The organism is Pontibacillus yanchengensis Y32, assembly GCF_000770635.1.
GTDB lineage: Bacteria > Bacillota > Bacilli > Bacillales > BH030062 > Pontibacillus > Pontibacillus yanchengensis.
The window spans coordinates 1-22,586 of the sequence record NZ_AVBF01000049.1 but is presented as its reverse complement, the minus strand read 5'-3'; the positions used below and the strand labels follow the sequence as shown (position 1 = coordinate 22,586).

Below are 22,586 nucleotides of genomic sequence, written 5' to 3'. Positions count from 1 at the left end.
ATGGCAACCTCATTTTCTTTATTGTGGCGGATTGGGTTGGGCGCGAATATAACTACAGAATTGCGGATATAATTGGTTTTTCGCGAATATATCTGTGAAATCGCGAATAAAAGCACTACACGCGCGAATATACGAACATTTTCGCGAATATCCTCACCTGGAACCATCCCAAGAAGGAGTGAATACTATGAAAAAGCTACTACTCACTGGTTTTGAACCTTTTTTACAATTTCCAATCAATCCGACGATGAGCATTGTGGAGGCTTTGCAGGGGGAAGTCGTTGGTGATTTTCAAGTTACTGGACACATCCTTCCAGTTGATTTTCATAAAGCAGGCGACACCATCAAACAGCTTGTTCAAGAAGAACAGCCGGATGCTGTTATTGCGCTCGGTTTGGCTGGTGGTCGATACAAAATAAATCCAGAGCGCATTGCAATCAACTGTAACGACGGAGAAGCAGATAACGAGGGTCATATGCCTGCTGGTGAAAAAATCATCACAGATGGACCTGATGGCTTATTTTCAACGCTACCCATTCAACAGATGGTAAGTCAGTTACAACAGCATGGTTTTCCAGCCGAGATATCGAATACAGCAGGAGCGTACCTATGCAATCATGTTATGTATCAGGTACTCTACACCCTTCAGGACACCACCATCCCAGCTGGCTTTATCCATATACCAGCATCCCATCAGTTAGCAATCGAGCATCAACGCATCCCAAGCTGGTCGCAGGCTGATTTAACCGAAGCAATCCGTATCGCCATCAACTGTTTATAATACAACAAGAAAAGAGGTGAAGGACGCGATGAAAACACCTCGGCAAAAACTACTCGTAACCGTGAAAGACCCAGAAAAACCTGTAGCTACACTCACTGCTTATGAAAAAGAAGCAAATACATGGATACAAGCGATGCCTACCATGGAAGCGGTCATTGGAAAACACGGCATTCCTAAAAAAAGAGAAGGCGACCAACGCACCCCAATTGGAACATTTCCACTAGGAACAGCATTTGGCTGGGGCGCAGAGCCTGCTTCTCTTCAAATACCTTTTCGAACGGTAGGAGCGAATGATTATTGGATAGACGACGTCACCTCTGACGACTACAATCAATGGGTGCACTATCCAGGCGACCCTACTACAAAGTGGGCGTCATTTGAGCGGATGACAAACCCGTTGTATAAATACGGTGTTGTCATTGAATACAACACCAACCCGATTGTAAAAGGAAAAGGCAGCGCTATTTTTCTGCATATGAAAAAGGCAGATACGCGCTTCACGCAAGGGTGTGTGGCTGTATCGGAAGAGAACCTAGTAAAGGTGTTACAGTGGCTGGACGCTAGTAAAGATCCGGTTATTGTTATAAAGGAAGATTAAGGGGAGGCTGCTTGGAGCGGTCTTCTTTTTTTGTGTTGGTGCGTGTGCGGGCGTTCCGAGCGACTTTTCGGAAATAGGATCAACTTTTTCAAAATAGGAGCGTGAATCGAAAAATAGGAGCAACTTTTACGAATCAGGAGCGAGAATCCAAAAATAGGAGCGACCCGCCAAATCATTGGCTCAAAATTCCCTCAAGAATCGACTTCGCAGCACTAATCCCCCTCAAACGAAACCTTCTAGTAAAATCTATCCGCATGATTCGACTCATTTCTTCAATATCTGTAGTTATCAGTTTGAGCATGAATCGATGTGAGATATAATGTAACTATTTCATAAATCTATGAAACTAGTTAAAAAGGAGGAACATATGCGACATTTTATACCATTCATGCTTACACTGTTCATTACCTTAATGGTACCGGGCGTGGTTAGTCATGCAGCTGACCAGACAAGTATCGACACGCTACAGAAGCGCACCGATATTTCCGAAACCCACAAGTGGGGCATTCAGTTCAGCACACCAGTGGATCCAGCTTCTATCAACGAAAGCTCCATTTTTGTAACCAATGAGCAAGGGGAAAAGGTAGCTGTTTCATTTGATGTAATCGAGGATCATGTAACGATTTTGCCACCAGCTTCAGGCTATCAAGCAAATCATACATACACGTTAGTCGTTACAGATCAGGTGGAGAGTACAGAAGGTGGCTCTGCTACGACACAGAATGAGATGGAGTTTACGGTAAGTGATTCAACCCCAACGTGGACGGAAGGTTTTCTCGAAGAACAATCCACCAATCACACGCTTGTATTGAATGGGGATAAGCATGACGAACATACACCTATCACTTATAAGCAGGCTACCTATTTACCTATTAAACCAATCGTTCAAGCATTAGAAGGATCAACCGAACGTAAAGGAAAAACGTTACACACAACTCAAGAAGAGCAAAAGCTTACCATTTTGCCAGGGCGAAATGTAGTCTACACAGAAGACATGTCAACTGTCGTGCCGGTAATGTCTACGCAAGAAGATGGACAAGAAGTGCCAACTGATCTACGCATTCTAAATGTAAACGGCACGTATTACGCACCACTTTTATTTATTCAAGAACAACTTGGATATGAAGTACGAATCAATAGGGAAGGTAAGCAAACCACCTACCGAATGGGCGAGGAACCAGAAGAAGAAATCGTCCAGCTTAGTGAAAAAAATTATGCCAATCCACTCGACGTGCCACTATTGAATCAAATGGCTTCTCCGCAATTATACAATGGGTGTGAAGTGACAAGTCTAGCCATGGTCCTTCAGTATCACGATGTTGACGTGACGAAGAATGAATTAGCTAACAATGTGAAGCGCGTGCCGTTAACGTATAGCAGTGGATTAAAAGGGAATCCAAATGAAGGCTTCGTTGGAGATATGGAAAATGGTCCTGGCCTTTCTGTGTATCACGGTCCCATTCATGACTTAGCGAAACAATACGTAGGGGAGCGGGCTAAGGATCTAACAGGTGTTAACGTGGATGAATTATATACACATGTGGATGAAGGCAAACCGGTTTGGGTCATGACTAATACTCGTTTTAGACGTGTGAACAACTTCCAGACATGGAATACGCCTCAAGGAACCATCAACGTTACGTTCAGTGTTCATAGTGTTGTTATAACAGGTTATACAGATAATTACGTGTATATCAACAACCCTTATGGTCAAAAGAACCAAAAACTGAATCGCAGTCAATTTGAAGCGGCCTGGAAGCAAATGGGCAGTCAGGCTCTAGTCATTGAGCATAAACAACAAACGAATTAAACACAAAAAGGAGCATCACCGCTTGTGGTGATGCTCCTTGCTTTTAATAGTAATTGTGTTTGTAGTTTTCAACAAGCTGATCAATAAACGTTATTAAGTCATCTCGCAACTCATCCTGCTCTAACGCAAGCTCAATCGACGTTTTGATAAATCCAAGCTTTTCTCCGACGTCATAACGACGACCAGCGAATTCATAGGCGAAGACGTTTTCGAATTCGTTTAGCTTTTGAATAGCGTCTGTTAACTGTACTTCATTTCCAGCGCCAAGCTCTTGATTTTCAAGGATTTCCATGATTTTCGGTGTTAAAATATAACGCCCCATGATGGCAAGGTTAGAAGGTGCTTCCCCTTGTTGCGGTTTTTCGATAAATTGGCGAACATGGTGAAGGGCTTCATCTTGTTCAGTTGGATCGATAATTCCGTAACGATGCGTTTCTTCATCCGGAACGGCTTGTACTCCTACAATGGAAGATTTCGTTTCCTCATATTGTTCAATCAACTGCTTCAAACAAGGCTTTTCCGCTCGTACAATGTCATCTCCAAGTAGAACGGCAAATGGTTCATCCCCAATGAATTTACGGGCACACCATACAGCGTGTCCAAGTCCCATCGGTTCCTTCTGGCGAATGTAGTGAATTTCTACTTTAGACGATTGCTTCACTTTTTCTAGCAGCTCAAGCTTACCTTTTTTAATAAGGTTATCCTCAAGCTCAACAGCATGGTCGAAGTGATCTTCAATCGCACGCTTACCTTTTCCAGTTACGATTATGATATCCTCAATGCCTGATTCAATGGCTTCTTCTACGATGTATTGTATAGTTGGTTTGTCTACAATGGGTAGCATTTCTTTCGGCATTGCTTTCGTGGCAGGTAAAAATCTCGTTCCAAGCCCTGCCGCTGGTATGATTGCTTTTTTAATGGTCAAAGCAAAACATCTCCCTTCCACACTAGCTATTTCGTGTCTATTATTATTATAATACCTTTATTAACCAAAAATATAAAAAATAAGTAAAGGTTTTCAATATGTAAAGTAAATATATTACCCTATATTCCATTTCTAAAACGTCAGACAGAGAGGAGTCCGCTTATGAAAAAAATAGGCTACTGGTTGTTGCCCCTTGCCTGGATGGGGGTACTTTTTTATTCTTCCTCGACGCCCTATCAAGAACAAGATATTAAGCCGTTTATGAAATCAAACATAGACGTTTCTTTTTTGGAACCATACCTACAATGGGTTTCCTTTACCTACCATCATACACAAGTCAGTATATCAAATCTAGGTGTAGAAGGGTTAATTGAATTTTTTATTCGGAAAGGGGCACACTTATTCAGCTTCTTTTTACTGTGTGTGTTGTTTTATATCGCGATCCGAAAAACTACAAAATTAAAGAGATCATTTCAGCTTATTCTAAGTTTTTGTCTAGCTGTTATGTACGGAATTCTAGATGAAACTCATCAATATTTCACTCCAAATCGTACGCCTTACATAGGAGATGTACTTGTAGATGGTTTTGGGGCATTGTTGGCTGTTGTCTTTTTCATCATCCTCTTTACCTCCCGTTCGTCCAAAAAGTGAGACGAGGGGACAGGTCCCTCGTCCCATCACGGGCGCTTGCGCTTTTGTTCTTCCTTTTCACCCTCTGTTCGACAAAAAAATAAAACTAGTGGTGTAAAAATGTGTAAATTAATAGTATGATAGTTGAAGAGGTGATGGCGATGGAGCATATAACAGAGGAACATTTGCAGCATATACTTACGTCCTTAATTGATATGGCAGAGAAAAGTGCTATCAACACAACGGATGAACTGTTACAACAACTCATAAGAGAACTAAAGACACAGCCTTAATAAGTATGTCGTCTTTGCTTACGTATCTCAGAGGTGGACAGGAGCTCTGGGGTTTTTTACTGTTGAAAATATTAATCATCCATACATACTGTTTTAACAATTACATGATAGACTTATGATGTGCAAAAAATGTCAGATTTTCATAGAATGTGAAACGTTAGGGTGTCGTTTAACGTCAAAAATAAGTGAGAATCCTACATTCGTCCAATGTCGGATGGCTTGCAAAATATGTATAATTTTAGTGGGTTAGTAGTAAAAAATAGGGAGGATATTATGGTACATAAGTGGAAAAAGCATCAGTGGTTTGTTCGCGTTCTTTCCATTCTAGTAATCTTTCAAATGGCTGGAGCAGCATTTGAGCTTCCATTACTGGATCAGAACGGACATGCCAAAGTATCTGCAGCAGGATATGAAGTCAAGAAGGAGCAAACCGTTTCACCAGACGTAAACTATACAAATGAACAAATAGATTCAGGTAGCTATGAGCAGTCTACATACGTTATGGAAATTGGCGTTGACGGACCCAATTCTACGATTCAAATGACGTACCCAGAACCATTTCCAACACTTGACCCTGTGACGACACAAGCTCAGTCGATTGATAAAGAAGGAAACCGTGTACTAGGCTCCATCAATGGGTCATTCTTTCACGTTAATCAGGCGTTGCCAGCCTATTTAATTTCCGAGAATCAAAATATCTTTAACCTTGGAGCAGTTTCCGATGATGCCAATGGGTATATGAGTGTTCCGACTGCATTTGGCATGACACCTGACGGACGTGCGATGCTAGGAAAATATGAACTGGACCTGCATTTTGATTATGATGGTGACTCATACACCATTGATTCATATAACAAGGATCGTGATGAAGGCGAAATCATTCTGTACACCCCGAATGACCGTTTTGATTGGACGAAAACCAACGAATACGGCATGGAAATCGCCGTAAGTGGGTTAGAAAAGCCGGTAGATAGTAGTGAGATTAAATTCGGCGATACGGTCACCGGAGAAGTGGAGCTAATTAAAGAGTACGGCGATGATGCTCGTACCAAAGTGCCTGACGATGGCTTTGTTCTATCTATCCAAGGTGGAGCACAGGCAGCGAAATTCGAAGATGTTGAAAAAGGGGATAGCATCTCCCTTCAAATCAACAATGATAACATGTGGGAAAACGCCGATTATATGCTAGCAAGCGGACCAATGCTTGTGAACAACGGCGAAGTTGATCTAAAGATAAACGAAAATAGCTCTCGCGCAAGAGCACGAGCACCTCGAACAGCAGTGGGGATCAACGAAGATGGATCCAATGTATATTTTATTGCTGTAGATGGACGTCAAAATGGTTATAGCGATGGCATGACCTTAAAAGAATTTGCCGAGTATATTGAAAGTAAAGGAATCTATAAAGCTATTAATTTAGACGGTGGGGGCTCAACTACGATTACAGCCCGTGAGCCAGGAGATAAGATGCCTTCTGTTATTAACAGCCCATCGGATGGATACCAACGCCCCGTTTCCTCAACCTTACATGCTGTCAATACAGCTGAAACGGGTGAACCAAGTATCATCAAAGCACATAAAGAAGAACAAGGGAAAGTAGTTGAAGGCTCTTCTGTCGATGTCGCAGTTGATTATCTTTTAGATGAAAACTACTACCCGCTAGATAAGAGCCAAGTGGAATTATCTGTTGATGGCGGCGTAGGCCATATGGAAGGTAAAACGTTTGTAGCCGAACAGGCAGGTTCAGGAGAGATTGTTGCTTCAGCTGGGGACGCAACGAAGCGTTTACCAATTGAAGTCGTCGAAACAGTAGATCGTCTCGAAATTACCCCTGAAGACATTAAGCTAGGTACAGGAACGAAGCAAACATTTGATGTACAAGGGTTCTCAGACGATAACGAAAAGATTATCTTTAACAAAAATACGGCTACTTGGGATACAGAAGGCTCAATCGGAACCATTTCTGATAATGGGGTTCTTCAGGCAGCAGATAGCAGTGCTGACGGGGCAGTCGTAGTAAATATCAATGGACATGAATATAAAGCCTCTGTTTCCGTAGGTGGCACTAGACAAATTCTTGATGGCTTTACTAGTAGTACTGCATGGGATTTTGACGCAATTCGTGCCCGTGGTACCAACCGGATTAGCCAGGCATTTGAACCAGTCGCAGCTGGTGACACATCCATGCGCTTTGAGTACAACTTTGCTACAGGTGATCAAGGTATAGCTGCATCCTATCTGGTTCGAAACAACCCTGTCGAAATGAAAGGGAGACCGAATCATATCGGCATGTGGGTGTATGGTGATGGCAGTGACCACTGGTTAAGAGGTAAATTGCTAGATGGTACAGGCAAAACCTACACAGTTAGTTTCACAGAAGAGGGTGAACTAGACTGGAACGGCTGGAAATATGTAAAAGCAGAAGTTCCAGATGAAGCAGCCTTACCATTATCCGTGCACAAATTATATGTAGCCGAAACTAGTGAAGACAATAAAGATTACGGTGTTCTTTTCTTAGATAGACTTCGTGCTGCTTATAATGACAACGATGATGAGATCAACAATTTACAGGAATATGATTTCGTGGAAGAGGATAAAGAATGGGACATCACATTTAACACGGCCCTTCGTTCTTCTACAGTAACCAATGAAAACATCTACGTAGAAACCGTATCAGGCGAAAAAGTCGAAGCAGACGTGACGCTAAACAACGCAAAAGATGTTGTAACGATAGAAGAACCAGACAACGGATATACCGGAAACCAATTTTATAAATTAATCATCACAGAAGACGTAGAATCTAGTGGTGGCGCTGAGATGCGTGCCCCAGTAGAGAAGGTCTTCCAGGTAGATTAATAGTTCATAAGCTGACTTGCTGTTATAGCAAGTCAGCTTTTTTTTGGATGGCTTTGTTTAAGTTTGTTGTAGATATAATTAATGACATAGTTCTAGGTTCATCCATATAAGCAGTTTATATGGATAAACGTAATTGTTTCATTATTTTCGGGAGGGAGAGAAGGCATGTGAGCCTCCACCTTCGGCTACGCCTCGCTAGCAATACAGACAATGAACAAATGTACATACGCCACTGTGAAGAGATACTAGTATGCTATCACAAGTGATAAGTGTTTAATCATGATACTCCAATCAGTTTTCTATAATAGTAATAAATGGTGGTATAAACTCGGAGGAGATGAAAAAATCCCTACGTGTCAAATTGCCACACAAAATCATAGGGAGTAAATAGATGAGGGAACAAGCCTTGATTTAGCTATTCTATATCTAAATCATCAATGAACTAGGTCATTGTTATTAAAAAATAGTAAATAAGTACTGACTCACACTCGTTATTATTTTATAATATAAACTAATATATGGTATGGCTGGATAAAACAATCAAGGGGATAAGATGGATGGTTATAGTTGGGGACTTTAGGAGCAAAATCATTACATTCAATTAGATAACAAGATGATAGTATTATAATCTACTATCAATGGAGGGATATACTTGCTAGCTAAATGGAAGAAGCACTCTGGGAATAAATTTCAACAAATGATGCAGCAACTCTCTGTGAAGGAAGAAGATAAACTAAAGAATCACTTTGAATTATTCACATCATTACTAGAAACACATAACGATGTGATTTACATTTTGGATGAGAACAACAAGGAATTAACTTGTAATCGAACTATAAATGACTTCTTTGGATATTCCGGTGTACACAAAATATCGTTCCATCGATATTTTACGAAACCTGATAGTAAGCAACTACATGCAGACTTTTCACATGCCTTGAAGGGATTTACTTCGGTTTCGCATCTTGAAGGAACTCATAAGAATGGTAGTACCCTCCATGTAAAGGTTTCCCATATTCCTATATTTGCTGAGGAAGAAATTGTAGCGGTTGGTCTTGTGCTTGAAGATGAGACACAGATGAAAGATGTTGAAAATGTATTGCAGCTTAAGAAAGAGCATCTGGAAAACTCCCAAGAAAGCGCAGAGGTAGGAAGTTGGGATTTTGATGTTCGCACAAAACGTTTCTACGCTTCAAGCTACCACTATAAATTGTTTGGTTTAGACCCTCACTCAAATGAGGAATACCCCTATACATTTTTCTTAAAACATATTCATACTGATGATCGAAGTGCCCTTGATAAACAATTGAAATCGGCTCTTCAAACTGGGGAGAGTCAAACGATATCCTGCCGCATTATACGACCAGACCATGAACTACGTAATGTGAAAACCCAGGTGGCCCCTATTAAAGAAGATGGGAAAGTGATTCGGTTAATCGGGACCGTTTTTGATATTACAGACTATCAAGATTTGAAAGAAACAGTTGATCAGCAAAGCGATCAATTGGCGAACCTCACTCATAGTATGAATGTAGGGATTATTGCTGAGGATACCCTCAATGATAAGCTCGTTTTTTGTTCTGCGGGAGTTCAGCACATTACTGGTTTTACTCCTATGGAATATAGGGAGGACCCACAATTATTAAAGAAAATTGTACACATGGATGACAACGAACGTATCAAAGGGAAAACTCAATTCTTGCATCAAGGACAAACCTTACATCTTGAGTATCGCATCGTTTGTTCAAATGGTCAGAAAAAATGGATTACTGAGCAAACAATCCCCACGTTGAATGACAGGCATGAATTAATTGCAATAATGAGAATTATCATTGATATTACCGAACAAAAAGATTACCAGCATCAATTAGAGTATGTATCCACACATGACACCATCACTGGTTTTGGCAATACACATCATTTGGAAACCAACTTTGACGTATGGGCGAAGCAACGCAAGTTCATGGTATTACACTTAAAGGTTCATCGGTTAAAACAAATTCGCGACTCATTGGGAACTCGCATTGAAGAGGAAGCATTACAGGCTATCTCGAAACGAATAAGAGATGTCGTTAAGCAAGGGGCATTTATTGCTCGTACAAGCGAAGAGGAGTTTGTACTTTTACTAGATAATGAAGCGGAAAATCTACCAGATAAGGCTCATATGGAGCATCTTATTAAAACGATACGAGAACCGCTAAATATTCAAGGCTATGAATTCCACCTTCCTTCAAATATAGGTGTTAGTTTTTATCCTGAAGATGGGGAAAGTCAGGAAGACGTATTAAATGGTGCCAGACTTGCTTGTTCCCGAGCAACCGAGGCTGGGAAAAACGGATATCAAATTTATACACCATCCAAAGATATATTATCTTTTAAACAGTTCATATTAGAAAGAGATATGCGTCCTGCACTTGGAAATGAAGAATTTGAATTACACTATCAGCCTCGAGTAGATCTTCAAGGAATGATAAAAGGAGCCGAAGCCTTAATAAGATGGAATCACCCAAGGTGGGGGATGGTTTCGCCAAATGAGTTTATCCCAATTGCCGAAGAGGATAACTTTATTGTGGAAATTGAGAATTGGGTGATACAACAAGTGTGTGAGCAACTTCGTACATGGAAAGATAAGGGGCTTACCCTATGTCCTATCTCTATCAACATATCTCCAATTCATTTATATAAGAAGGACTTAATCAATACCATTCAGCAAAATCTTGATTTTTACGAGCTAGAAGGTCATTGGCTGGAATTGGAGATAACAGAAACATCTTTTCTTGATTATTCCATTATGAATGACTTAATAAAAAACGTTAAAGAGCTAGGTGTAGGGATAGCGATTGATGATTTTGGTAGTGGGTACACCTCCTTGCAACAATTCAAGGTTATCCAGCGAGATGTGGTCAAAATTGATAAAAGTTTTATTCAAGAATTGGATCACGAGGATGATGAAAATAATCTTATTGTATCTGCCATTCTGTTTCTAGCCCATGAACTAAATATAAAAGTGGTGGCGGAAGGGGTAGAAACCTATCAGCAATTTAACTATTTGAAGCAGAAAAACTGTGAAGAAATTCAGGGGTATTACTTCTCTAAACCGTTGCCAATTCAAGATTTTGAAACAATGATGATGAAACGCAGAATAAAGCCTGATGAAGACAAGCAAAAACTACAAGAAGGGGAAGACAGAAGAAAGTATTTTCGAGTTCATTTTGATTATGCTGTGCAAGCGAATATGGGGATTGTAGAATACTATGGAAAATCATTAGGACTAGGTCGATCGGAAGTCCTTGTGGAAGACATAGGTATTGGCGGATTGCGATTTATGTCTCCTCTTAAGCTTCCTGTAAATCCAAACATCAGCTTAAACTTCACGTTTGAGTTAAATGGTAAACATGTATCTGTTACCGGAACAATCGTGTGGCATGAAGAAGTGAATAACCAGTCCGTTTATCACTATGGTGTTCAGTTTATCATAGAAGAACAAGAAAGAGATAAGCTTGCTTCCACACTAAATCAAGTGTATATCATGCAACAGAATAACAAGGATATCCCTGATACGACCTTCATAAAACAAGATCCGTATGCTTATTTAGAGCAAAAGCAAAGTGTATAGAGGAAGGGTTTGTACTAAATATAAGACGGCTAGAGTGAAAAGCAAGTAGTTAAGGTGATAATTGGGATGAAGTTCAGATTCGTTCACTGGAGCGACTTTCAGTAAATTAAGAGTGAGAAATGGAAAGTAGGAGCGACCCACCATTCTAGCAATAAAATAGCCATCAACATACAAAACCCTAGCACTAACTCAAGTGCTAGGGTTTTTAGTATCAAGCTTCTTTTATATCAATCGGCTGCATAACACCTTGTTCAGAAGCTATACCTTCGTTACTTTTCCAGCCTGGATGAATCATTAACATATATTCTTTGCCAGCTTGGAGATTTTCGGTTGGGTCTAGTAAAAATGTATTGTTGTCACTTGAAGTAAGTGTGAAATCTACTTCTTTGTTGCCTAGCTCAAAGAGGTGGATGGAGTCTAGAATAGCCTCTTTGCTTGTTGCCATGCTTACATTGATTTCAAAGGTTTTAGAAGCTGAAACGGTATCTTCATCAAACGTTTGATAGGAATACTGTTCGTTTAGAGCATCCAAATGGGCTTCTGTAAGTGGTTCGTCCGTCTTGATATCAGGTTTGATTCCTTCACTTTGGATGACGTTATGTTTCGGAGTGAAGAAACGTGCTGTAGTTAGTTTTAGCGCGCTTTGATCAGGAAGTACCATCAAATCTTGCAGTAAGCCTTTTCCGTACGTTGTTTCGCCATATAACGTTGCTGCATCGTTATCTTGTAAGGCTCCTGCTACAATTTCTGAGGCGCTAGCGCTATTTTTATTGATTAATAAGGAAATAGGTTCTGTTAACTGCTTGTCTTGTTGTAGAGCTGCAAATGTTACCGTTGAATCTCGATATTCTGCTATAAAAGCTGTTGGAACGTTTGGAAATGCGCCTACTACTTCTTGAGCAGCAGAAACGTAACCACCTGGATTATTCTGCACGTCGAGAATCCAATGTTCCATGTCCTCATACTTTGATGCTGCTTCTTGGAGTTCCTTACCTGTGTTTTCAGCAAACGTATGTATTTGTAAGTATCCAATATCTCCACCTAACCGTTCACTTGTAATAGAAGGGAGTTGAATATCTTTTCGGGTAACGGAAACAGTCTTCTGTTTACCCTCAGCAGGTTGTACAGTTACATCGAAGGTAGATGATTGGATTTCTTTTAGAAGCTCAATCGTTTCACTCACTGACTTGTCCGCTACCTGTGTACTATCCACACTGATGAGGACATCTCCAGAAGTAAGACCTGCTTCAGATGCAGGTGTGTCTGGGAATACTTTTTGTAGAATAATAGAGTCTTGTTCTTTTGCAAGTGATACGCCAATACCTACCATCTTTTGGTTAAGGCTATCCTTGAAAGATTGAAACTCTTCCTTCGTATAATAGGTTGAGTACGGGTCCAATCCTTTGAGAATCGTAGAAACATCCTGGTTCAACGTTTCCTCATCCAACTCATCCACATAATTTTTTTGTATTATCTTCTTGATTTCATCGTCATCAGCAGCCTCGGTTGTAGGAGTGAAGATCGAGAAAGCTAGAGATAATGGGGCTAATAAGGCTATCACCTTATTTTTGTATGTCATACGATAACTCCCTTTCTATTCATTTCTATAAGTATACCATGTACAAGGGATACATTTAAGGAAAAAATAACCATAACAAGAATTGAAAGTCTCTTTACAATAATCCTCCCAAAACAGTATGATATATGAAGGAGGTTGGTGTCATCATGAAAAAGAAAAAAGTAAGTGTCTCAGTTGAGGAAGATTTATTTAATCAAATAGATGAAAAAACGAAAGAACTAGGTATAAGTAAAAGTGCTTTTCTTTCTTTTTCAGCAAGTTTCTTCCTTCACCAGTTAAATGCTACAGAACAAAATGTAGGAGACAATAACATAAATGTGTATCAGCTTATTAAGAACAATATCGAAGCCCAAGAGGAAGCAAAGGAACTAAGCAATAAATCGTAAACGGTACACCAAACTATGATTTATGTGAAAAAATTCATCCAGTTCCACTAAAAAGATATCCTCACATTAACACTTCTTAATCGCTATGAGTGAAAAAACCTGCTATCTCTAATGTAGATAGCAGGTTTTTTTAGTGTCTAAATAGCTACATCCATGTATAGTTTTATAAACTACTCTTCACTCTGGTGGTTTTGCTGGGTAGGATATGCTTTCCATTTTGAAAGATCCAATGAGTCCGTATCAATCATGGCGCGTGGGAAGATGAATGTCCATGGCTTACTTGTGTTGGCTTTTACATCAAAGTTATCTAGCTGGAAACCACCTCGTGCGACAACTTCCCCTGAGGCGTCTTCAAATTGTAATGGCAATTGCTGAAGGCTAATGTTCTTTTCGCTGCCATTACGGATGAGCATGGTTACGTGTAAATCACCACTGTCTGCTTGAACGGCTTTTAATCCCATGAAGTTCACTTCACCAGGTTTTGGAGGCTGCAGGGATTCCGTGTATTCCTTTAGTTTTTCTACATCATCACTCGCCAATGATTGTTGCCAGCTTTCAGCAAGATCAAGGGAATGCTTTTGGGCTGATTTCTTTAGTTCAAATGCTAGTTTCCATCCTTCTAACGGAACTTCTTCTACTGGAACAAATAAATCGTTCTCATCAAAAATGAATGGGTAAGGGCGACTTGATTTAGCTGGTAATTCATCTAGTGATGATAGATCGAATTCTTTCCGTCCTAGCTTGGTCCCATCTTCTGTCATAAGAAGAAGTGTTGTTTCATTAAAGGAGATTTTCTTATTTAATGAGTTACGAACAAACGCCCCTACTGAAATTTGATCATCCATGTGATGAAGCTCAAAGCCAGCTAAAGATATTTGGTTTGGCTTTAGTGGAGGGTGTTCGTTGTTCATAAACCGATACACGTACACTTCTTCTTCATCAAGCTTCCAAGAAGGGTGGAGGGAAAGTTCCGTTTCCACCTGTTCCTCAGAACTTTCCTCCTGCACATCTTCAAGTAATTCATTGGCATCTACCGTGGAATCATTTTGGCGTGTTGGCTGTTCTGTTTCTTCATTTTTTTTGCGTTTAAGAAAGTTAAGCATGGTGGCTCCTCCTACTTCTTATTATTTTTCTTACGAATAGCTGTAACGAAACGTGCTAGTTGAAGGACCATTTCTCGTTTGATTTCAAACATTGTATGGTTGAAGACATCAAGACCTTCATTCTGATAGAGACGTAACGGATCTTCTTGTTGATACTGACGAATTCCAATTCCTTCACGAAGACGATTCATCATTTCCAGATGGCGAATCCATTGACGGTCAATGATCATTAAGGCAACTTGTTTTAAACGAGATTGAAGCATTACATTGCTGCTTAATTTCTCAATTTCGTCAACGTACGCATCAGCTGCTTTTTTCGCATAGTCCTGTACATCGGTTATATCTTCAATGTGTTTATCTTGGAGATTGGTTTCAATAATTGGTGCTGCTCGGTTGATTTCTGTTTCTAAATGTTCAAGATTCCAATTCTCAGGAACGATGGTATCTGGGCATTCTTTCTCCACAACTTGCATTAAATAATCTTCTACATAAGGAAGGATAATGCCAAGGGATTGGTTGGTTTCCAGAACTTGATTACGAAGGTTATAGATGACTTCTCGTTGATCGTTAATTACATCATCCAGCTTCAGGTTAAATTCACGAATATTGAAGTTACTACCTTCGGAAATGCGTTGAACGGTATCGACGAATTTGTGGATATCTTTGTTTTGGATTAAGCCATTTTCATCGGACTTGATGGATTTCATTTTGCGCTCTGTTTCCTCAGCAGCATAACGGTGCATGAGTTCATCTTCCATGGAGATGATGAATTGAGTGGAGCCAGGGTCACCTTGACGTCCGGAACGACCTTTCAATTGGTTGTCCACACGACGGGATTCATGACGCTCCGTCCCTAACACGTGAAGACCGCCAACTTCCGCAACGCCTTCGCCTAGCATGATGTCTGTTCCACGACCTGCCATGTTCGTAGCGATCGTTACTTGGCCATATTGTCCTGCTAAGGAAATGAGACGTACTTCTTGTTCCACACTTTTCGCGTTTAACAGTTCATAAGGAATGTTTTCCTCATCTAGATACTCTGCTACTTTTTCCGATTGTAGAATGGACGTTGTTCCTATTAAAATGGGTTGTCCTTTTTCATGACGATCTTTCACTTCCTGCAGCATCGCGTTGTATTTCTGCTCTTTAGTAAGATAGATGCTATCTTCTAAGTCTTCGCGAATTCTTGGTTTATTGGTAGGGATTTGAATAACGTCCATGTTATACGTATGTTGAAATTCTTTTTCTTCCGTTTTAGCTGTACCAGTCATTCCAGAAAGGATAGGATACATGCGGAAGTAGTTTTGAATAGTAATGTTAGCTTGCGTTTTATTTTCCTCTGTAATTTCAAGGCCTTCTTTTGCTTCAATTGCCTGGTGCAATCCGTCAGAAAGTGTACGTCCTTCCATCATACGACCAGTGAACATATCAATTAATTTCACTTCGCCCTCGTGTACAATGTAATCAACGTCACGTTCAAACATGACATGGGCACGGACAGCTTGAATGATATAGTGATATAAGGTCTGATGTTCTAAGTCAAAAAGGTTATCCACACCAAAAGCGCGTTCAGCTTTTGTCATACCCTCTTCTGTCAGATTGGTAGCTCGAGTGGTTTGATCAAAGTTATAATCCTGTTCAGCTTTAAAGGATTTCGCTAGCTTTGAACAAACACGATGTAAACGTGCGCTTGCCATGGTTTTTCCTGCAATTATAAGAGGTGTTTTTGCCTCATCGACTAGCACACTATCAATTTCATCCACAATCGCGTAGTGGAATGGTCGTTGAACTTGTTGCGTCGGTTGCTGTGCCATATTATCTCGTAAGTAATCAAAGCCAAATTCAGTACCGATGCCGTATGTAATATCAGCTTTGTACGCTCGTTTTTTCTCTTCAGGAGATATTTGAGGTACGTTTAACCCAACCGTAAGTCCTAGAAAATCATGGATCGGTTCCATCATTTCAGCGTCACGACGAGCTAAGTATTCATTGACGGTAATCACATGCACGCCTTTTCCTTCAAGGGCACGTAAATAGCTTGCTAGCGTTGCAACGAGGGTTTTACCTTCACCAGTAGCCATTTCAGCAATGCTACCTTCTAGTAAAACGAGACCACCGATTAATTGGACATCAAAATGGCGTAATCCCAACACTCGATTGGAGACCTCGCGAACTACTGCAAATGCCTCTTCTTTTATCGAATCAACGGTAGCTCCTTCAGCAAGACGGGTTTTAAATTCCTCGGTCTTATTGCGTAGCTCTTCATTTGATAGATGCTTCACACTATCTTCTAGTTCATTTATTTTTTCGACACTTTTTTTATACAATTTCAATTGTCTTTCGGTTTTGCGATCTCCGTATTTCTGTTTCATTGTTTCAAGCATACTATACGCTCCTCAAATCTAGTGATTTCCGTTAACAAGTATATCACGAAATACTAGTTTCTTCATTAATACTCACAGGTTTTGACAAAGTGAGGCAAAAAAGGAGTAGGACAAAAGAATCATTTTCGTAGATAAATGTCGATTAAACGCGGATATACTGACGTTTTTCCTGGTTAATGTTCTATTTTTTCCCAAAAATTATCAAAAGGTATAGAATTTTCCCTTACTATCATGCTATTCTAGTTCTGTGAGAAAACCTTGAATTGGAGGAGCTTAGATGACAGCTAGAATGATCGTAGGGACGCTTCTAAGTTTTGTGATGTTGCTTTTTGTACCAGTTGTAGCTCATGCCGCAGAGGATTGGGTAGAATTGCAAGATGAAAAAGCAGATGTAGAAACGGACAAAGAATGGACAATCAAATTTAATACTTCAATCGAATCAGACTCAGTAAACAATGAAAACATTTATATTCGTAGCTTAGACGGAGAACAACTTAGCCCATCACTTAGCTTGAGCGAAGACGGGAAAACCATCACAGTAGAAGCACCTAAAGATGGTTACGAGCCAGAACAAAAGTACATGCTGTTTGTTACAAAAGAGATTACATCTCAAGCAGGTAGCAAGCAGATGGAAAAAGGGTACAAGCAAGCATTTACTATTACGAAGGATGCAAAAGAAGAAGCTCCTGAAGAACCAGTAGAAGATCCAGCTCCACAGCCTGAACCAGAACCAGAGCCGAAGGAAGTAGTATCCACTGGAACGGTAACATCGGACGTGTTAAACATCCGTTCTAAGCCTTCCGCAGACGGAGAAAAATTAGGTCAATTACGCTATGGAGACAAAGTAGAGATTTATAGCTTCACAGATTTTTGGGCAGAAATTGAGTACAATGGGGAAACAGCTTATGTCCACAAGACTTATATGAAGTTACGTGTTAAAGGTGGAACAGCTGTTGAAGGTCAACGCATTGTAGTTGATGCTGGTCATGGCGATCATGATCCAGGCGCTCAAGGTGGAGGAGCACAAGAGAAAGAAATCAACCTAGATGTAGCACAACGTGTAGCAGAAAACTTAAAAGAATTAGGTGCTACACCAATATTAGTACGTGATAATGACCGTTTTGTTACGTTAAAAGGTCGAGTAGAATATGCCAAAGAAGTTAAAGGGGACTTATTCGTAAGTGTACATACGAATGCAGCTTCTCCAGCAGCAAAAGGTGCGGAAACGTTTTATTCCGAGAATAAATATAGTAACGTACGTGAAGGAAGACTGTTGGCAACAACGATTCAAGATCAGTTAGTTAACACGGTTGGCATGGCAGATCGCGGCGTCAAAGCAAGTGACTTCTATGTTATTCGTCACAACACACTACCAAGTGTCCTTGTCGAACTTGGATTTGTTACTAACAGTGGTGACCGTGAAAAATTAACGTCTGATCATTATCGTGATCTCTACGCACAAGCAATCACTAACGGCATTGTCAATTACTATGAAAAAGATGTAGATTAATTAAGGATAGGCATCCAAGGGGAGGGTGCCTATTTTTTATATTTAAGACTGTTACATAATTGTTTGGCACCAGGAAGAAAAATTTATTCATTTCTTAAATAATTTTTTCAAGCCCTTGGTGCCAAAACAGTTAACATGGTACACATGTTAGCTTGGGAATTTTTTAAGACGGTTAGTTATGTAGTTCCCTGCCGTATATATAGGTAAACTTTTTCTTTACAAAAAAATATTAAAATAAAATATTTGTCGAGTGAAACCAACTTCATCCGATTTTCGTCAAATAAGTAATAGACAGTACAGAGTCTATTGTGTAAAATGATGGAAGATTGTGCTTTTATACATATTATAACGGCTCACACACTTCAGAAGTGTTTAAGTTATATGGATAAAGGTTATTGAATAATCGAAAAGATGTATTCTAGGTTCGAACATCTTGTGATATAATCCATATTGTTAGTCTTATCAGAAGACATGTCATTTATTCAGAAAAAGTAACGTAGTTGATGCGTCAAATATATAGGAACAGGACATACTAATGACCGAGGAGGGTCTTTATGGAGTTTAAGGCCTTGATTTTCTGTTTTATCGCTTCGATCCTCATCACACCTCTTGTTAAGAAGCTGGCTGTGAAAATTGGAGCTACAGATAAACCAAACAACCGAAAAGTTCACCAAAAATTAATGCCGCGCTTAGGCGGTTTAGCTATATTTTTAAGCTTTGTACTTGGAATGCTTTTCTTCTTTCCAGACAGCACCTACACATGGCCACTCATTATAGGTAGTGCCATCATTATTATTACAGGTGTTTTTGATGATATGAAGGAAATATCACCTAAATTAAAATTAGGTGGAGAACTTGCAGCAGCCATTGTCGTTGTTGCAGGTGGCGTTCAGGTAGAGTTCATTAACTTACCATTCGGTGGTGGCCAGCTTGAATTTGGCTACTTGAGTATTCCCATCACGATATTATGGATTGTTGGAATTACAAACGCCATCAACCTTATTGATGGACTTGATGGATTAGCTGCAGGTGTTTCTTCCATTGCGCTTCTAACCATTTCAGGAATGGCGATTACGATGGGGAATACGTTCGTTGTTATGGCTGGACTAATCACATTAGGTAGTACATTAGGATTTCTAATCTACAACTTTTACCCAGCTAAAATCTTTATGGGAGACACGGGAGCTTTATTCTTAGGCTTCATCATCAGTGTTTTATCCCTACTTGGGTTCAAAAACATTACGTTGTTCTCATTCGTTATTCCGGTCATCATTTTAGGTGTACCGATTTCAGATACGATTTTTGCCATAGTACGTCGATATGTACAAAAGAAACCATTCTCTGCACCAGATAAATCCCACTTACACCATTGTTTGCTTAATTTAGGGTACAGTCACCCTGAAACAGTGTTAATGATTTATGCGATGGCTTCTCTATTCAGCCTAGCGGCAGTCATTTTCTCTCAAGCAACTATGTTCGGATCTGTTTTTGTCCTGTTTATCCTATTACTTCTAGTCGAACTAGTCGTAGAGATAACTGGGTTGGTTGGCCAGAATTACCGACCAATCCTCAATTTCATTAAAGATTATCGAACAAAACGATAAACTTTAGAAAGCGTTGAACCTTAATATAAGGGTCAGCGCTTTTTTATGCTCTAAAATGAGCGAGGCTATATAGTATAGGAAGTGGAATGGGGGCGGTCGCTCCTGTTTTGGGAAAGTCGCTCCATAACATTGGCTAAAGTCACCCGATACAAAGAATCCATGTCCTCCAGATTATGCTCTTTATTTTGGATAAGGCTATCTTATTAGTTGATTCAAAATACCGAATGAATCCTGTATATATCCTAAATACATTTCCGTTAAGGCCGATAAAATAAATAGCAACATCAAACGTCTAACCGTTTGTAATCCTTCACATCCTGTTATGGTGACAGAAATACCCTACCTTTATTCGTCAAATTACCAATAAGCAAAACTTTTCCCGGGAAATATAATGTCGGAATAGAGATTTATTTTCAACTAGAAGCATTGAGAAACCTGTGTTTCGACAAAATTACAAAAAATTAATGGAAATCTTACCAAAGTCCTCTATCCTTACCACAACTAACCATTTATAATAGGGTTTGACGGTTTTTTTCGTACATAAGATTTGCTTTAGCAACAGTGAGACAGTTATATAGGGAGGACTGTTTCATTGTACAAACATAATTGGGGGAGGAACGTTTTCAATGAGAAAGATGCAGATGATTGTAATTAGCTTCGTGATACTTGCTTCATTATTCGTATCTGTGGGGGAAGCAGATGCAGATGGAGTTACGTGGAACGAATGGCAAGAACGAATGGATGTCTCTGAAGGTAAGGAATGGAACATACAGTTCAATACGGAAATGGATCCATCAGCTTTTAATGACAACACCGTGTACATCATGAATGACAGAAGCCTTACGAAGCATGCAGTTACCACAAACCTTTCTGAAGACGGTAAAACACTAACGGTTAAGCCTGAAGGGAATTATGCTCTTGCAGGCAATTACACATTGTATATCAAGCAGAGCGTAGCATCTGCTAAAGGCGAGAAAATGAAACAATCTATTAAACTACCTTTTACGGTTGAGGGTTATCAGGTTGCGAAAATGAATGCTGTTGATAGCTTCAACCGTGGGAAAGCATATAAATCAATCAATGATGCCATTTCACATGCAAAGCAAGAGGGTTCTGATGTGGTATTGAAAAATGGAGAGGTTGTCTGGACACCTGATGGTATGGTTACTTCAAAAGGATTTACCATCATTTACAGCGACTCGGCAACCACACAAAGTAGTACGTATGTAAGTGGTAGTACCGAAATGAAGTATCTTGAAACAACTAACGACTCCATTAAGGTGCAATTAGCGGACAGAGTTGGTTATGTAAAGCCACAGACTATTCAATTGTTGCCAAAGAACTTTGTGGAAGGACAATCCTACTATAAAAATGTAGGAGGAGACCTTGTCCATTATATTTATTACTATGGTCATTATGTTAGCTATACATATGGGGAAGCACCATCATCTATGGCTGAAGGAGAAACAGTCCGAAGCTGGGACGGAAAAACCTTTAAAGGAGAAACATATAAATTCTTCTCCGATTTAGATCTACGTAAACAATCTCATTATACACCTGAAGAGATTAACGCGTATATCAAAGAAGCGCGACCGAACAGCCCTCTGAATGGGTATGGAAGAACCTTTGTAAAAGCCCAGGAAGAGTTTAATGTGAATGCTCTGTATTTAATGGCCCATGCTATCCATGAAAGTGCCTGGGGTATGAGTAGAATCGCGCAAGATAAAAACAACCTATATGGTCTGAACGCAACTGATGACAATCCTTATGGTAATGCAGATGAATTCAATTCCTTTGAAGACAGTATTATGTATGCAGCAAAATACGTATCAGAGAATTATTTAAATGAAAGCAATTGGAAAGCCAATGGGGATTATCTTGGAAACAAAGCTGGTGGCATGAATGTTAAATATGCTTCCGATCCTTATTGGGGTCAAAAGATTGCAGGCTATATGTATCGCGCAGATGAGATGCTTGGTGAATTAGACCAAAAGCTTCTAGATCCTAACTATGTAATGCCAGAGAAGTATAAGAAAGAATACGATTGGGACAAAGAGAAGTGTGAGGAAGAAGAAACGAATGACTCCTCCTCTAATGATGAACAATCAGAAACAGAAGAGTCTACTAATGATGGATCTGAAGATGAAGAAACATCAAATGATTCCTCTGAGTGCGATAACGAAGAAGGTAATACAGAAGACGATGGTTCCGCAGAAGAGGACACGACAGAAAATAGTTCCGACGATTCTTCTTCGGAAGAGTCAACTGAGGAAACTACAGACTCCTCATCTGATAGTGATGAATCATCAGATCAGAACACAGATACCACTTCCGATGAGAACACAACAGATGATACTAAACAAACTAACTAAATTAATAGAAGAAAAAAAGCGGTAGAACCTCACTGGAGGTTCTACCGCTTTTGTATTACGTCGCTATCCGGGTGCTTGCACTTTAGCTATGTCCAGCTCCAGCGCCCAGTGACTAGTATGCTTCCCTCGCCTCCGTACG

Annotated in this window: 15 protein-coding genes and 1 pseudogene; 12 read left to right on the top strand and 4 right to left on the bottom strand. The window is 39.9% G+C overall.

Annotation, left to right across the window (positions count from 1 at the left end):
• The first annotated feature begins 187 nt into the window (after positions 1-187).
• From pcp to N782_RS22215, 4 genes and pseudogenes are all read left to right on the top strand, one after another.
• Positions 188-781 carry a pyroglutamyl-peptidase I gene (gene pcp, locus N782_RS15285; protein ID WP_036822028.1) on the top strand — a complete coding sequence of 198 codons (594 nt, stop codon included), beginning with the start codon at positions 188-190 and terminating at the stop codon, positions 779-781.
• Positions 782-809: 28 nt separating this feature from the next.
• Complete coding sequence (locus N782_RS15280) at positions 810-1,379, top strand: L,D-transpeptidase family protein (RefSeq protein ID WP_084103123.1); 570 nt, start codon at positions 810-812, stop codon at positions 1,377-1,379.
• Between the two features lie 340 nt (positions 1,380-1,719).
• Positions 1,720-2,106, top strand: a pseudogene (locus N782_RS22220) (Ig-like domain-containing domain); the annotation flags it as partial.
• Positions 2,107-3,189 carry a C39 family peptidase gene (locus N782_RS22215; protein ID WP_420805599.1) on the top strand — a complete coding sequence of 361 codons (1,083 nt, stop codon included), beginning with the start codon at positions 2,107-2,109 and terminating at the stop codon, positions 3,187-3,189.
• A gap of 43 nt (positions 3,190-3,232) precedes the next feature.
• Here the strand turns inward: N782_RS22215 and galU are convergent, their stop codons facing one another.
• Positions 3,233-4,114, bottom strand: a complete 882-nt coding sequence (galU, locus tag N782_RS15270) for a UTP--glucose-1-phosphate uridylyltransferase GalU (RefSeq protein WP_036822025.1) — start codon at positions 4,112-4,114, stop codon at positions 3,233-3,235.
• Positions 4,115-4,276: 162 nt separating this feature from the next.
• Between galU and N782_RS15265 the strand changes: the two genes are divergently transcribed.
• The 4 genes from N782_RS15265 (at position 4,277) to N782_RS15255 (ending at position 11,509) form a co-directional block, all read left to right on the top strand.
• The gene (locus N782_RS15265) at positions 4,277-4,765 is read left to right on the top strand and encodes a VanZ family protein (protein ID WP_036822023.1); all 489 of its coding nucleotides are present in this window, start codon (positions 4,277-4,279) and stop codon (positions 4,763-4,765) included.
• Between the two features lie 140 nt (positions 4,766-4,905).
• Positions 4,906-5,037 (top strand): hypothetical protein, encoded by a 132-nt coding sequence (locus N782_RS22115; protein ID WP_272913654.1) that lies wholly within the window; start codon positions 4,906-4,908, stop codon positions 5,035-5,037.
• Positions 5,038-5,310: 273 nt separating this feature from the next.
• Complete coding sequence (locus tag N782_RS15260; protein ID WP_036822021.1) at positions 5,311-7,893, top strand: phosphodiester glycosidase family protein; 2,583 nt, start codon at positions 5,311-5,313, stop codon at positions 7,891-7,893.
• A gap of 652 nt (positions 7,894-8,545) precedes the next feature.
• Complete coding sequence (locus N782_RS15255; RefSeq protein WP_036822018.1) at positions 8,546-11,509, top strand: EAL domain-containing protein; 2,964 nt, start codon at positions 8,546-8,548, stop codon at positions 11,507-11,509.
• 211 nt (positions 11,510-11,720) lie between these two features.
• On the opposite strand, the gene N782_RS15250 is transcribed toward N782_RS15255, so the two are convergent.
• A complete protein-coding gene (locus N782_RS15250) occupies positions 11,721-13,088 on the bottom strand; it encodes a S41 family peptidase (RefSeq protein ID WP_036822016.1) in 1,368 nt (455 codons plus the stop codon).
• 146 nt (positions 13,089-13,234) lie between these two features.
• On the opposite strand from N782_RS15250, the gene N782_RS15245 reads away from it, so the two are divergent.
• Positions 13,235-13,474, top strand: coding sequence for a hypothetical protein (locus N782_RS15245; RefSeq protein WP_036822014.1), 240 nt, complete (start codon positions 13,235-13,237; stop codon positions 13,472-13,474).
• 170 nt (positions 13,475-13,644) lie between these two features.
• On the opposite strand, the gene N782_RS15240 is transcribed toward N782_RS15245, so the two are convergent.
• Both N782_RS15240 and secA2 read right to left on the bottom strand, forming a co-directional pair.
• Entirely contained in the window at positions 13,645-14,577 is a 933-nt protein-coding gene (locus tag N782_RS15240; RefSeq protein ID WP_036822011.1) for an accessory Sec system S-layer assembly protein, read from the bottom strand.
• Positions 14,578-14,588: 11 nt separating this feature from the next.
• Entirely contained in the window at positions 14,589-16,961 is a 2,373-nt protein-coding gene (gene secA2, locus N782_RS15235) for an accessory Sec system translocase SecA2 (RefSeq protein WP_036822008.1), read from the bottom strand.
• 277 nt (positions 16,962-17,238) lie between these two features.
• Between secA2 and N782_RS20790 the strand changes: the two genes are divergently transcribed.
• From N782_RS20790 to N782_RS20785, 3 genes are all read left to right on the top strand, one after another.
• The gene (locus N782_RS20790) at positions 17,239-18,471 is read left to right on the top strand and encodes an N-acetylmuramoyl-L-alanine amidase (RefSeq protein WP_052111377.1); all 1,233 of its coding nucleotides are present in this window, start codon (positions 17,239-17,241) and stop codon (positions 18,469-18,471) included.
• 554 nt (positions 18,472-19,025) lie between these two features.
• On the top strand, positions 19,026-20,075 hold the full coding sequence (locus N782_RS15225) for an MraY family glycosyltransferase (RefSeq protein ID WP_036822005.1): 1,050 nt from the start codon (positions 19,026-19,028) through the stop codon (positions 20,073-20,075).
• Between the two features lie 626 nt (positions 20,076-20,701).
• Positions 20,702-22,447, top strand: coding sequence for an N-acetylglucosaminidase (locus N782_RS20785; RefSeq protein WP_052111376.1), 1,746 nt, complete (start codon positions 20,702-20,704; stop codon positions 22,445-22,447).
• The last annotated feature ends 139 nt before the right edge of the window (positions 22,448-22,586 follow it).

What these genes read in the sequence shown, in the direction of transcription:
- pcp (WP_036822028.1), top strand. Translation starts at nt 188, where the DNA reads ATGAAAAAGCTACTACTCACTGGTTTTGAACCTTTTTTACAATTTCCA.
- N782_RS15280 (WP_084103123.1), top strand. Translation starts at nt 810, where the DNA reads ATGAAAACACCTCGGCAAAAACTACTCGTAACCGTGAAAGACCCAGAA.
- N782_RS22215 (WP_420805599.1), top strand. Translation starts at nt 2,107, where the DNA reads ATGGAGTTTACGGTAAGTGATTCAACCCCAACGTGGACGGAAGGTTTT.
- N782_RS15265 (WP_036822023.1), top strand. Translation starts at nt 4,277, where the DNA reads ATGAAAAAAATAGGCTACTGGTTGTTGCCCCTTGCCTGGATGGGGGTA.
- N782_RS22115 (WP_272913654.1), top strand. Translation starts at nt 4,906, where the DNA reads ATGGAGCATATAACAGAGGAACATTTGCAGCATATACTTACGTCCTTA.
- N782_RS15260 (WP_036822021.1), top strand. Translation starts at nt 5,311, where the DNA reads ATGGTACATAAGTGGAAAAAGCATCAGTGGTTTGTTCGCGTTCTTTCC.
- N782_RS15250 (WP_036822016.1), bottom strand. Translation starts at nt 13,088, where the DNA reads ATGACATACAAAAATAAGGTGATAGCCTTATTAGCCCCATTATCTCTA.
- N782_RS15245 (WP_036822014.1), top strand. Translation starts at nt 13,235, where the DNA reads ATGAAAAAGAAAAAAGTAAGTGTCTCAGTTGAGGAAGATTTATTTAAT.
- N782_RS15240 (WP_036822011.1), bottom strand. Translation starts at nt 14,577, where the DNA reads ATGCTTAACTTTCTTAAACGCAAAAAAAATGAAGAAACAGAACAGCCA.
- secA2 (WP_036822008.1), bottom strand. Translation starts at nt 16,961, where the DNA reads ATGCTTGAAACAATGAAACAGAAATACGGAGATCGCAAAACCGAAAGA.
- N782_RS20790 (WP_052111377.1), top strand. Translation starts at nt 17,239, where the DNA reads ATGACAGCTAGAATGATCGTAGGGACGCTTCTAAGTTTTGTGATGTTG.
- N782_RS15225 (WP_036822005.1), top strand. Translation starts at nt 19,026, where the DNA reads ATGGAGTTTAAGGCCTTGATTTTCTGTTTTATCGCTTCGATCCTCATC.
- N782_RS20785 (WP_052111376.1), top strand. Translation starts at nt 20,702, where the DNA reads ATGAGAAAGATGCAGATGATTGTAATTAGCTTCGTGATACTTGCTTCA.